We start from the raw sequence: 12,512 nt of genomic DNA on the forward strand, positions 1-12,512 counted from the left end.
CACCGAGTGTACCGACGGCGGCCTCCGGCCGGAACGCGGGACGAGGAGGCGCTAGCGCTTCGAGCGGGGGACGTGCGGTGAGTACCGGGGCACGTAGCGCACGAGGATCGCGGCGCCGACGAGGCCGAGGACGCCCATCACCCCGCTGGCGATCGAGATGGACACGAGCGCGGTCACGCCCGAGATGAGCAGGGGCGCCGCCGCGCTGCCCGCGTCGCCCGTGAAGCGCCAGGCGCCGAGGAAGGGGGCGGGGTCGCCCTTGTCCGCCAGGTCGGCGCCGAGCGTCATGAGGATGCCGCTGCCGACGCCGTTGGCGAGCGACATCAAGATCGCCACCGTGACGAACCAGCCGACGTTCGCGTCGAGGTCGTGCGTGACCGACAGGGCGAGGTACGACAGGCCCAGCCCGACCATGCAGGGCACGGCGCTCCAGAGGCGTCCGAAGCGGTCCATGATCTGGCCGCTCGTGTAGAAGAGCGCGAAGTCGACCGCCCCCGCGATGCCGATGATGATCGCGGTCTCGGAGGCGCCGAGGCCGATGCTGACGGCCCACAGCGGCAGCATCACCTGGCGACCGGACCGCATGGCTCCGATGAGTGCCGCGCCGCTGCCGAGCTTGACCAGCACGCCGCGATGACGCCAGAGGGTGCCGAACAGGCCCTGCGCCTCCTTCGCGACGAGCTCGGCGCCGTCGTCGCCGCCACGACCCGGCCGGACGCCGAACGCGGCCGACGGGTCGCGCAGCACGAGCAGGGCGATCGCGGCGCCGAGGCAGCCGACGATGTGGACGACGAAGGCCGACTGGACCGAGCCGGTGAGCTCGATGACCCCGGCCGACAGGAACGGGCCGACGAAGTAGCCGAGCCGGAACACGCCGCCGAGGCTCGACAGGGCGCGGGCGCGGATCTCGATCGGGACGAAGCTCGTCATGAAGGCGTGCCGCGCCAGGGCGAACACGGCCGTCGCGAGGCCGATCACGAGGACGCCGACCGCGAGGACGATCTCGTTCGGCGCCAGCAGGCAGGTGACGAGGCCGCCGATGCTGACCAGCGAGGCGCCGATCATCGAGGTGCGCTCGCCGATGCGGCTGACGAGCCACCCGCTCGGGATGTCGCCGATCAGCTCGCCGACCAGGATGAGCGCGGCGACGAAGCCGGCGAACGGCAACGACGCCCCGAGTTCGCTCGCCACGACGGGGATGATCGGGATGATCGCGCCCTCGCCGATGGCGAAGAGCGCGGCGGGCAGGAACGCCGCGAGGGCCACCGACCGCATGCTGAAGGCGGGGGAGGAGGAAGACATGTCGCTCGCCACCCTAGGCCCGCTGCGTACACTTGTCGGATGAAGGTCTTGGCAGCGATGAGTGGTGGCGTCGACTCGGCGGTCGCCGCAGCGAGGGCGGTCGAGGCCGGCCACGACGTGGTGGGGGTGCACCTGGCACTCAGTCGGATGCCCGGCACGCTCCGCACCGGCAGCCGCGGCTGCTGCACGATCGAGGACTCGATGGACGCCCAGCGCGCCGCGAACAAGATCGGCATCCCGTACTACGTGTGGGACTTCTCCGAGCGCTTCAAGCTCGACGTCGTCGACGACTTCGTGGCCGAGTACAGCGCGGGTCGCACGCCGAACCCGTGCATGCGCTGCAACGAGCGCATCAAGTTCGCCGCCCTGCTCGAGAAGGCCCTCGCCCTCGGCTTCGACGCGGTCTGCACCGGTCACTACGCGACCATCGTCACCGACGACCGGGGCGAACGCGAGCTGCACCGCGCCTCCGCGTGGGCGAAGGACCAGTCGTACGTGCTGGGCGTGCTCACGGCCGAGCAGCTCGCCCACTCGATGTTCCCCCTCGGGGCGACGCCGTCCAAGGCCGAGGTGAGGGCCGAAGCGGCCGAGCGCGGTTTCAGCGTGGCGTCGAAGCCCGACAGCCACGACATCTGCTTCATCCCGGACGGCGACACCCGGGGCTGGCTGGCCGAGCGCGTCGGCGCCGAGACGGGCGAGATCCTCGACCGCAGCGGCACCGTCGTCGGGTCGCACGAGGGCGCCCACGCGTTCACCGTCGGCCAGCGCAAGGGGTTGAACATCGGGTTCCCGTCGGACGACGGCAAGCCCCGCTTCGTGCTCGAGGTGCGGCCGGTCGACAACACCGTCGTCGTCGGGCCGAAGGAGGCGCTCGACATCGCCGAGATCGCCGGCGGTTCGTACACCTGGGCGGGGCGGGCCCCCGCCGACCCGACCACGGCGTTCGACTGCGACGTGCAGATCCGCGCCCACGCCGACCCGGTGCCCGCCGTCGCGCGGGTGTCGGTGGTCGAGGGTAAGAAAGAACTCGTGATCACTCCTCGCGAACCCCTCAACGGCGTCGCCCCCGGGCAGACCGCCGTCGTCTACGTCGGCACCCGAGTGCTCGGCCAGTGCACCATCGACCGCACGGTCTCGGCCGTGCCGGTTCCTGCCGCCGCGTCCGTCTGAGTCGACCGACGATGAGCGACACCGGCACCGAGGGCGCACCCGAGGCGGCGGTCGAGGTCGACGGCGTGCCCGCCGACCTGACCGAGGCCCGTGACGAGGCCGAACGGTTGACCACCCGCATCCTCGAGCTGCGCGACCAGTACTACGAGGGCAACGGCTCGACCGTCGCCGACTCCGACTACGACGCGCTCGTCCGGCGCCTCGACGCCCTCGAGCGCACCCACCCCGAGCTGCAGAAGCCCGACAGCCCCACGCAGACCGTCGGCGGGCGGGCCGAGACGACCCAGTTCGCGCCGGTCGAACACGCCGAGCGCATGCTGAGCCTCGACAACGTGTTCAGCGACGACGAGCTCGCCGAATGGGCCGGCAAGGTGCAGCGCGACGCGGGTGCCGAACGCGTCCGGTTCCTCACCGAGCTCAAGATCGACGGCCTGGCGATCAACCTCCGCTACGAAGACGGCGTCCTCGTCACGGCCGCCACCCGGGGCGACGGCGTCGTCGGCGAAGACGTGACCGGCAACGTGCTCGCCATGGGCACGATCCCCGAGCGGCTCGAGGGCACGGGCCACCCGCCGCTGGTCGAGGTGCGAGGCGAGATCTTCTTCCCGGTGAGCGAGTTCGACGAGCTCAACGCGCAGCAGCGCGAGGCCGGCGAACGAGTCTTCGCGAACCCCCGCAACGCCGCGGCCGGCTCGCTCCGTCAGAAAGAAGAGGGCAAGACGCCGGCCAAGCGTGACCTGATGCACGCGCGCCTCCGACGCCTGCGCATGCTCGTTCACGGCATCGGCGCCTGGCCCGTGCGCGAGCTCGAGCGTGCCACCGAGGTGCGCTCGCAGTCCGAGGTCTACGACCTGCTGCGCGGCTGGGGCCTGCCGATCTCGACGCACCACCGGGTCTTCGACACGGTGGCCGAGGTCGAGGCGTTCATCCACGACTACGGCGTGCGACGCTCGTCCGTCGAGCACCAGATCGACGGCATCGTGGTCAAGGTCGACGACCTGGCCCTGCACGAAGAACTCGGCGCCACGAGCCGGGCCCCGCGGTGGGCGACGGCGTTCAAGTACCCGCCCGAAGAGGTGAACACGACGCTGCTCGACATCGTCGTCAGCGTCGGCCGCACCGGCCGTGCCACGCCGTTCGCCGTGATGGAGAAGGTCGAGGTCGCCGGCAGCGAGGTGCGTCAGGCGACCCTGCACAACCAGCAGGTGGTCAAGGCCAAGGGCGTGCTCATCGGCGACACCGTCGTGCTGCGGAAGGCCGGAGACGTCATCCCCGAGGTGCTGGGCCCGGTCATCGAGCTGCGCGACGGCACCGAGCGCGAGTTCGTCATGCCGTCCGACTGCCCCGAGTGCGGCACGCCCCTGAAGCCCGCCAAAGAGGGCGACATCGACCTGCGCTGCCCGAACGCCGAGAGCTGCCCCGCCCAGGTGCGTGGCCGCGTCGAGCACATCGCCTCGCGCGGCTCGCTCGACGTCGAGGGGCTCGGCGAGGTCGCCGCGGCGGCCCTGACCCAGCCCGTCGAGCCGGCCACACCGCCGCTGCGCACCGAGGCCGGCCTCTTCAGCCTGACGATGGCCGACGTCTTCCCCGTGCGCGTCGTCGTGCGCGACGCCGAGACGGGCATGCAGAAGCTCGAGGCCGACGGTCGGCCCAAGCTCGTGACGCCCTTCCGTCGCAAGCGCGCGAAGCGCGACGGCGAGTTCGACCCGTCGTCGGCCGAGTTCTCGGGCGACGAGACCTCGGTGCCGTCCAAGACGGCGATCGAGATGCTGGCGAACCTCGAGAAGGCGAAGACCAGCCCGCTGTGGCGCATCCTCGTCGGGCTGAGCATCCGGCACGTGGGGCCGGTCGCGGCCAGGGCGCTGGCGAACCACTTCGGCTCGCTCGACGCCATGCGCACGGCGTCTCGTGACGACCTCGCGGCGGTGGACGGCGTCGGCGGCATCATCGCCGACGCGTTGCTCGCCTGGTTCGAGGTCGACTGGCACGTCGAGATCATCGAGCGCTGGGCGGCCGCGGGGGTGCAGTTCGCGACGCCCGGCCACCCCGGCCCGGGTGCGGCCGAAGCAGCCGGTGGCGTGTTGTCCGGCGTGACCGTGGTCGCGACTGGCAGCCTCGAGGGGTTCACGCGAGAAGGGGCGCTCGAAGCCATCGTCGAGGCCGGTGGCAAGGCCGCGAGCAGCGTCAGCAAGAAGACCGACTTCGTCGCGGCCGGACCGGGCGCGGGGTCGAAGCTGACAAAAGCCGAACAACTCGGGGTACGGATCATCGACGCCGAGCAGTTCGCTGTCCTCCTTAAGGAGGGCCCGGCCGCTCTGGCTGACCCCCAGATGGGGGACGACGACCCGTCGGATTCGTGATTTCCCTGGTCAGAGGGCACTTCTCCTTCCTAAGATGTGAGGACGTGTCGTTCTCAGGCTGTAGGGAGCCGGGGTACAGGCACGTGACGAGGGGGAAGACCCGACGTGCTGTTGCTCGCCGCAGCCATGCTCTCTGCCTCGGTGCACCTCGCCGGGGTGGCCGATGCTCCGACCGTGCCCTCGGCACCGGTCACGACCGACGCCCGTCCGGCCTCGGCGCTCGTCGTCGAGGCGTCGGTGCGGGGCGTGCCCGAGCCGTCACCGGTGCGGGACGCGCCGGCCGAGCCCGAGCTCGACGGCTGCCGGGAGGTCGACGCGACCACGTTCTCGGCTGAGGCCTGCCTCGACCAGCTGGCCCGCGCCTCCTCGGTCGGGGTCGAGCGGTACGCGTCGTCCCTCGACGCCGACGGGGACGACGCGGCCTCGCTCGTGGCGGCGGTCGGCGAGCAGGTCTCGGCGGGGTCCACGACGACCTGGTGGGCGGGCCTCGGCGACGAGCGACGCACCCTGCTCGCGCAGGCGGCCCCCGGCGTCGTCGGCAACCTCGAGGGGGTGCCCTACTCGGTGCGCGACAGCGCCAACCGACAGGCCTTGCGGTACGCGACCACGGCCGTCACGGCCCGTCTCGGTTCGGACGTCGAGGAGCCGGACGACGCCCGACGCCTCGCGATGCTGCAGCAGGTGCGGGCGACGCTCGACGGCGCCACGCACGACGTGCCCTTCGCCGGGGCGGCCGACCGGCACCTGGTCGCCCTCGACACGGCACTGCCCGGACGGGCGGCCGTCACCGTCGGCGACCTCGACACCGCGGACGACGTGAGCGTCCTCGTGCCGGGCATGCTCTTCACCGTGTCGGACCAGCTGGTCGACTGGACCAACACCGCGGGGGCCCTGCACGACGAGCAGGCCACCTGGGCGACGCTGCTCGGGCACGACGGACCCGGCCCGGTGCCGACCGTGGCGGTCGTGGCCTGGATGGGCTACCAGACGCCCGACCTGACGAACTTCTACGACCTCCGCCTCGCCCAACGGGGTGCCGCGCACCTCGAGGACGCCCTCTCCGGCCTCGACGCGACGCGCGCGGGGCACGAACCGCGCGTCTCGGTCATGGCCCACTCGTACGGCTCGACGACGGCGACGATCGCCCTGTCGTCGGGGCGGGTCTCGGTCGACTCGCTCGTGCTGCTGGGGTCGCCCGGCAGCGTCGTGCCCGACGCGGGCGGCCTCGCGGTGCACGACGACGACGTGTACGCGGCAGCAGGCAGCTTCGACCCGGTGGCCGGCAGCGGCTTCTTCGGGGCCGACCCGGCGACCGCCGCGTTCGGCGCGGTCGTGCTGCACCTCGGCGGTGGGGCCGACACCGTGACGGGGCGCGCGCTCGCCGCGGCCCTCGGCCACAACGACTACTTCCGGGCCGGAACGGAGTCGATGCGCAGTCTCGCGCTGATCGGGTTGGGGCACGGCGACCTCGTCGACGGCCGTGCGGGCGACCCCGGCCGGGGCGGCCCCGAGGCGCCGAGCCTCGCGTTGATCCGCCCGCAGGACCTCTACTTCAGGGACTGACGCTCGCCGGCGCGACGGCGTCGCGGCACCGGGTCGTGCTGGCCTCGGCCGTCGGTGCCGCCCCGTAGAATCGTCCGGTACCCCCGCCGCGGCACGCCCGCACGAGCACGTGAGAGAGAAGCATGTCCGAAATCACGCGCGAGCAGGTGCAGCACCTCGCCGGTCTCGCCCGCATCGCCCTCACCGAGGCCGAGATCGACACGATGACGGCCGAGCTCGGCCACATCGTCGACAGCGTCGCGAAGGTCCGCGAGGTCGCCACCGACGACGTCCCGGCGACCAGCCACCCGATCCCGCTCGAGAACGTGTTCCGGCCCGACGTCGTGGGCGAGACGCTCACGGCCGAACAAGCGCTGTCCGGCGCCCCCGACCACGACGGTTCGCGCTTCCGGGTGAGCGCCATCCTGGGAGAAGAGCAGTAGCCATGACAGACACCACCTCACTCGTCCACCTGTCGGCCGCCGACCTGTCGACGCGACTGGCCGCCGGCGACGTCTCGTCGGTCGACGTCACGCGCGCCCACCTCGACCGCATCGAGGCCGTCGACGGTGACGTCCACGCCTTCCTGCACGTCAGCGCCGCCGCCCTCGACACCGCGGCCGACGTCGACCGTCGACGTGCCGCGGGCGAGGCGCTGGGGCCGCTCGCCGGCGTCCCGATCGCCATCAAAGACGTGCTCTGCACCATCGACATGCCGTCGACCTCCGGCAGCAAGATCCTCGAGGGCTGGGTGCCGCCCTACGACGCCACCGTCGTCGCCAAGCTGCGCGCGGCCGACCTCGTGCCGCTCGGCAAGACCAACATGGACGAGTTCGCGATGGGCTCGTCGACCGAGTTCTCCGCCTACGGCCCGACGCACAACCCGTGGTCGCTCGACCGCATCCCCGGCGGGTCGGGCGGTGGCTCCGCGGCCGCCGTCGCCGCCTTCGAGGCGCCCCTCGCCCTCGGCAGCGACACGGGCGGCTCGATCCGCCAGCCGGGTGCCGTCACGGGCACGGTCGGCGTCAAGCCGACGTACGGCTCGGTCAGCCGCTACGGCGCCATCGCCCTCGCGAGCTCGCTCGACCAGGTCGGCCCGGTCAGCCGCACGGTGCTCGACAGCGCCATGCTGCACGACGTCATCACCGGCCACGACCCCCGCGACTCCACCTCGCTGCGCGACGCCTGGCCGTCGTTCACCGAGGCGGCGCGCACGGGCCTGGCCGGGGGTGCCCTGAAGGGCGTCCGCGTGGGCGTCGTCCGCGAGTTGAACGGCGACGGGTTCCAGGCCGGCGTCAAGGCCCGCTTCGCCGAGGCGCTCGAGCTGATGAGCGCCGCCGGTGCCGAGATCGTCGACGTCTCGGCCCCGAGCTTCGAGCACGCGATCAGCGCCTACTACCTGATCCTGCCGGCCGAGGCCTCGAGCAACCTCGCCAAGTTCGACTCGGTGCGGTTCGGCCTGCGGGTCGTGCCCGAGGGCGGCGGCACCGTCGAAGACGTCATGGCCGCCACGCGCGAGGCCGGCTTCGGCCCCGAGGTGAAGCGTCGCATCATCCTCGGCACCTACGCCCTCAGCGCCGGGTACTACGACGCGTACTACGGCAGCGCCCAGAAGGTGCGCACCCTGGTGCAGCGCGACTTCGCGGCCGCGTTCGACCAGGTCGACGTGCTCGTCTCCCCGTCCGCGCCCACGACGGCGTTCCGGCTCGGCGAGAAGATCGACGACCCGCTGGCGATGTACCTCAACGACATCACGACCATCCCCGCCAACCTGGCCGGCATCCCCGGCATCACGGTGCCGATGGGCCTGGCCGACGAAGACGGGTTGCCGACGGGTCTGCAGTTCATGGCACCCGCCCGCGGCGACGCCCGCCTGTACACCTACGGCGCCGCCCTCGAGCAGCTGCTCGAGCAGGGCTGGGGCCACACGCTCATCTCGCGCGCGCCCGACCTGAGCGCCACCGAGCAGACCGCCGCCACCGAGGGAGTCATCTGATGGCCAAGGCAGAACTCATGGACTACGACGCGGCCCTCGAGCAGTTCGAGGTCGTCCTCGGCTTCGAGGTCCACGTCGAGCTCGCGACGAAGACCAAGATGTTCTCGGACGCCCCGAACTTCTTCGGTGGCGAGCCCAACACCAACGTCACGCCGGTCGACCTGGGGCTGCCCGGCTCGCTGCCGGTGGTCAACGAGCAGGCCGTGCGCTACTCGATCAGCCTCGGGCTGGCCCTCGGCTGCTCCATCGCCGAGAGCTCGCGGTTCGCGCGCAAGAACTACTTCTACCCCGACAACCCCAAGAACTACCAGGTCAGCCAGTTCGACGAGCCGATCGCGTTCGAGGGCGAGGTCGAGGTCGAGCTGCCCGACGGGACGGTCTTCGCGATCCCGATCGAGCGCGCCCACATGGAAGAAGACGCGGGCAAGCTGACGCACGTCGGCGGTTCGACCGGTCGCATCCAGGGCGCCGAGTACTCACTCGTCGACTACAACCGCGCGGGCATCCCGCTCGTCGAGATCGTGACCAAGCCGATCATCGGTGCCGGGGCCAAGGGCCCGGAGCTCGGCGCGGCCTACGTCTCGACCATCCGCGACATCGTTCGCGCCCTGGGCGTCAGCGAGGCGCGCATGGAGCGTGGCAACCTGCGCTGCGACGCGAACGTCTCGCTGCGCCCCCACGGGCAGGTCGAGCTCGGAACCCGCACCGAGACCAAGAACGTCAACTCGTTCCGGTCGGTCGAGCGCGCGGTCCGCCACGAGATCCAACGTCAGGCCGCGATCCTCGCCGCCGGCGGCACCATCACGCAAGAGACGCGCCACTGGCACGAAGACACCGGCCGCACCTCGGCGGGTCGCCCCAAGAGCGACGCCGACGACTACCGGTACTTCCCCGAGCCCGACCTGCTGCCCGTCGTGCCGCCTCGCGAGCTCGTCGAAGAACTGCGCCTCGCCCTGCCTGAGACGCCCGTCGCCCAGCGCCGCCGGCTCAAGGCCGAGTGGGGTTTCGCCGACCTGGAATTCCAGGACGTCGTCAACTCGGGGCTGCTCACCGAACTCGTCGAGACCGTCGCCGCCGGCGCCTCGCCCCAGGCGGCGCGCAAGTGGTGGACGGGCGAGATCGCCCGCCTGGCCAACGCCCAGGGCGTCGAGGCCTCGAGCCTGGTGTCTCCACTGCACGTCAGCGAACTCATCGCCCTGGTCGAGAGCGGTGACCTGACCGACCGGCTGGCCCGACAGGTGCTCGAGGGCGTCGTCGCGGGCGAGGGCAGCCCGTCCGAGGTCGTCGAGGCGCGGGGGCTCAAGGTCGTCTCGGACGACGGCGCGTTGATCGCGGCGATCGACGAGGCCCTGGCGAGCCAGCCCGACGTCCTCGCCAAGATCCGCGACGGCAAGGTCCAGGCAGCCGGTGCCGTCATCGGTGCCGTGATGAAGGCCATGAAGGGCCAGGCGGACGCCGCACGCGTCCGCGAGCTGGTGCTCGAGCGGGCGCAGGCCTGATCGACGTGACCACGGCCGCGGCAGGGGGCGGCGCACGATGAACCTCGTCGCGCGCCTCCGCCCCGCCGTGCCCGTGGCCGTCGCCCTCGCGGGCGTCCTCGTGGGGCTCGCCGTCGCGTCACGGCTGCTGCCGCGCCGTGTGGTGCTCGTCCACCTGAGCGAGACGGGCGGGGCGGCGTTCGCCGCGAGTCGCAGCGACCTCATCCTGCTCGGGCTGCTGCTCGTCGTCGGCATCGTGCTCGTCTGGCTCGCCGCGGCGTTCTTCCTCGCCGTGACGCCCGCCCGTCACCTCCTCGTCCCGCACGCCGCCTTCTGGAAGCGACCGGCGAACCGTGTCGAGATGAGGCGCCGGTACGCGCGGTACCTCGCGGTGGCGACGAGCGCCTCCTTGTGGTTCGTGGCGGCGTTGTTCGTGCTCGCGACGGTCTCGCAAGAGGGGCCGCTCGCCGTGTGGTGGCTGCCCGCGGTGATCTCGGCGGCCTACGTGTTGTTCGTCCTCGTCGGGCTGGTCTGGGTCTTCACGGCCGGGTTCACGCCGACGTCGTCGACGGTGACCGAAGCGAAGGCCCCGGCGCGCACGTCGGACGCCGCGGCCCCGACGGCCGGTCGGCCGTCGACCGCCGCTGCGACGTCGGGCCGGCGGGCGACCCCCGGTGCTCGTCCGTCGCCCGGGGCGGAGCGACCGGCCGCCGTGGGTTCCCCCTCCGGCACCGGCCCCCGCCGTGCGTCCGACCGCGCGGCCCCGCCGTCCGGTGACGGATCGCGCCAGGGACCGCCGCGTCCGTACCAACCCCGACCCCGCTCAGGAGGCCCTCGTGGATGACGACCGCTACGGCGCCGACGTGCTCGCCGGTGACTGGAAGAGATCGTCCAAGCCCGCTGCCACGCCCACCGACGCCGTGCGCGACCTCGTGGTCGAAGAGGTGCGGTCCGGGTTCACCGGGGCGATCGTGCGGGTCGAGGCCGGCACGGTCGAACTCGAGGACTGGAAGGGCCGGGTGAGGGCCTTCCCGCTGACCGGCTCGTTCCTGATCGACGGCGCCCCCGTCGCGTTGCGCGTGCCGAGGGCGGCGCCGCAGGGCAGGGCCCGCACGGCGTCCGGCTCGTTCGCCGTCGAGGGAGCGAAGGCCCGGGTCGCTCGACAGAGCCGCATCTTCGTCGAGGGTCGACACGACGCCGAGCTGGTCGAGAAGGTCTGGGGCTCCGACCTGCGGGTCGAGGGCGTCGTCGTCGAGTACCTCGAGGGCGTCGACCACCTCGCCGAGGTGCTGCGCGAGTTCCGACCGGGGCCCGAGCGTCGGGTCGGCGTGCTCGTCGACCACCTCGTCGCGGGTTCGAAGGAGAGCCGCGTGGCGGAGGGCATCGCCCGCAGCCCGCTCGGCCGTCACGTGCTCGTGGTCGGGCACCCGTTCGTCGACGTCTGGCAGGCCGTCAAGCCGGCCCGGCTCGGCGTCGACGCCTGGCCGGTCGTGCCCCGCACGGTCGAGTGGAAGCACGGCGTCTGCGAGGCGATGGGCTGGCCGCACGACGACCAGGCCGACATCGCGCGGGCCTGGCAGCACATCCTGTCGCGGGTGCGCAGCTACGCCGACCTCGAGCCGTCGGTGCTCGGGCGGGTCGAAGAGCTGATCGACTTCGTCACGTCGGGCTGACCGACGGCCGGCCCGTGCTTCGTGACCCCGAGAACGGCCCCGATCCCCGAGAATCGCCCGGGCGTGTCGGGACGCCGGCGCGGTTTCGCCCTAGATTCGACGTCATGGCCGAGCAGATCGAGGGACGCGTCAGCTCGGCCGTGGACGCCTGGCTGCGCTGGCTGCCCCGCTGGCACGTCGGCACCGCTCGCGGGCGGACCCGGCCCTGTCGGGTGTGCCTCGGGTCGCCCGTCGCCACCGCCGCCGGCTTCGACCACGACGTGCCCCACGCGGTGCAGCACGCGTTGCTGAACCGCCTGCGGCAGATCGTCGACGACGACGTCGACGAGTACACCGCTCGCAACCTGCCGCTGGTCACGCGCGAACTCCGCCTCGCCGAGGCCCAGGAGGCGCGGGGCTACCGACCCGACCAGGGTCTCGATCCCGAGTTCCAGGGTCTCGACCTCGACCCCGAGCCCGAACCGGGTCAGCCGTTCCTCTTCACCCTCGCCGGTCTCGCGGGGACGCCCTCGGACGACGGCGTGGTCCCACCCGACCCGACCGTCGTGGGTGCGGAGCCCGCGGGTGCGGTACCGCGGCTCGACGACGCCGACGCGCTCTTCGATCTGGACGACCTGGACGGCTGGCTCGTGTCGCCGGACTCCGCGGCGTCGGTCGTGACCCCCGAGCCGGTCGTGCCCGAGCCGGTCGCGCCCGAACCGGCCGCGCCCGAGCCGGTCGAGCAGCCGCAGGCCGGGTCGCCGGCCGAGCCCGAGTATTCGGACGAGGCCAAGGCCGCCCTGCGCCGCGAGATCGCGCTGGCGGGGGACCACGCCGAGGCCGTCGGCACGAGCCTCTGCCTCGCCCTCGTCGAGCACCGCCCGCGCATCGCCGAGGCGATCGACCGTCTGGTGGCTCCGCAGGTGGACGAACTCCTGGCAGAGTTGTCGCGCGCACTCGAGCAGCCGCGGTCCCGCTGAACCGGGCCACCACCGATCGACTCCGGGTGCCG

10 protein-coding genes are annotated in these 12,512 nt (G+C 72.4%); 9 read left to right on the plus strand and 1 reads right to left on the minus strand.

Annotated features, from left to right (window positions below; translation table 11 throughout):
- Nucleotides 1–51: 51 nt before the first annotated feature.
- Nucleotides 52–1,302, minus strand: a complete 1,251-nt coding sequence (locus ITJ55_RS10975) for an MFS transporter (RefSeq protein ID WP_056263122.1) — start codon at nt 1,300–1,302, stop codon at nt 52–54.
- A gap of 39 nt (nt 1,303–1,341) precedes the next feature.
- Here ITJ55_RS10975 and mnmA point away from each other — a divergent pair, with 39 nt between their 5' ends.
- The 9 genes from mnmA to ITJ55_RS11020 all read left to right on the plus strand — a co-directional run bounded on the left by mnmA (nt 1,342) and on the right by ITJ55_RS11020 (nt 12,480).
- Nucleotides 1,342–2,472, plus strand: coding sequence for a tRNA 2-thiouridine(34) synthase MnmA (gene mnmA / locus ITJ55_RS10980; RefSeq protein WP_194595366.1), 1,131 nt, complete (start codon nt 1,342–1,344; stop codon nt 2,470–2,472).
- An 11-nt stretch (nt 2,473–2,483) separates the two neighbouring features.
- Nucleotides 2,484–4,832, plus strand: a complete 2,349-nt coding sequence (gene ligA, locus ITJ55_RS10985) for an NAD-dependent DNA ligase LigA (RefSeq protein ID WP_194595367.1) — start codon at nt 2,484–2,486, stop codon at nt 4,830–4,832.
- Between the two features lie 105 nt (nt 4,833–4,937).
- Nucleotides 4,938–6,395, plus strand: coding sequence for an alpha/beta hydrolase (locus ITJ55_RS10990; protein WP_194595368.1), 1,458 nt, complete (start codon nt 4,938–4,940; stop codon nt 6,393–6,395).
- 122 nt (nt 6,396–6,517) lie between these two features.
- On the plus strand, nt 6,518–6,817 hold the full coding sequence (gene gatC / locus ITJ55_RS10995) for an Asp-tRNA(Asn)/Glu-tRNA(Gln) amidotransferase subunit GatC (protein WP_043594160.1): 300 nt from the start codon (nt 6,518–6,520) through the stop codon (nt 6,815–6,817).
- A gap of 2 nt (nt 6,818–6,819) precedes the next feature.
- Entirely contained in the window at nt 6,820–8,370 is a 1,551-nt protein-coding gene (gene gatA, locus ITJ55_RS11000; RefSeq protein WP_194595369.1) for an Asp-tRNA(Asn)/Glu-tRNA(Gln) amidotransferase subunit GatA, read from the plus strand.
- Nucleotides 8,370–9,869: an Asp-tRNA(Asn)/Glu-tRNA(Gln) amidotransferase subunit GatB gene (gene gatB, locus ITJ55_RS11005; RefSeq protein ID WP_194595370.1), complete on the plus strand. Its 1,500-nt coding sequence runs from the start codon at nt 8,370–8,372 to the stop codon at nt 9,867–9,869. Before gatA ends, gatB begins: the two co-directional genes overlap by 1 nt.
- Nucleotides 9,870–9,906: 37 nt before the next feature.
- Entirely contained in the window at nt 9,907–10,692 is a 786-nt protein-coding gene (locus ITJ55_RS11010) for a hypothetical protein (protein ID WP_194595371.1), read from the plus strand.
- Nucleotides 10,685–11,521 (plus strand): DUF3097 domain-containing protein, encoded by an 837-nt coding sequence (locus ITJ55_RS11015; RefSeq protein ID WP_194595372.1) that lies wholly within the window; start codon nt 10,685–10,687, stop codon nt 11,519–11,521. The genes ITJ55_RS11010 and ITJ55_RS11015 overlap by 8 nt, the downstream gene beginning before the upstream one ends.
- A gap of 104 nt (nt 11,522–11,625) precedes the next feature.
- Nucleotides 11,626–12,480 (plus strand): spermidine/putrescine ABC transporter substrate-binding protein, encoded by an 855-nt coding sequence (locus ITJ55_RS11020; protein WP_194595373.1) that lies wholly within the window; start codon nt 11,626–11,628, stop codon nt 12,478–12,480.
- Nucleotides 12,481–12,512 lie beyond the last annotated feature (32 nt).

Origin of the sequence: Frigoribacterium sp. VKM Ac-1396, assembly GCF_015350895.1 — a bacterium.
Classification (GTDB): Bacteria; Actinomycetota; Actinomycetes; order Actinomycetales; family Microbacteriaceae; genus Frigoribacterium.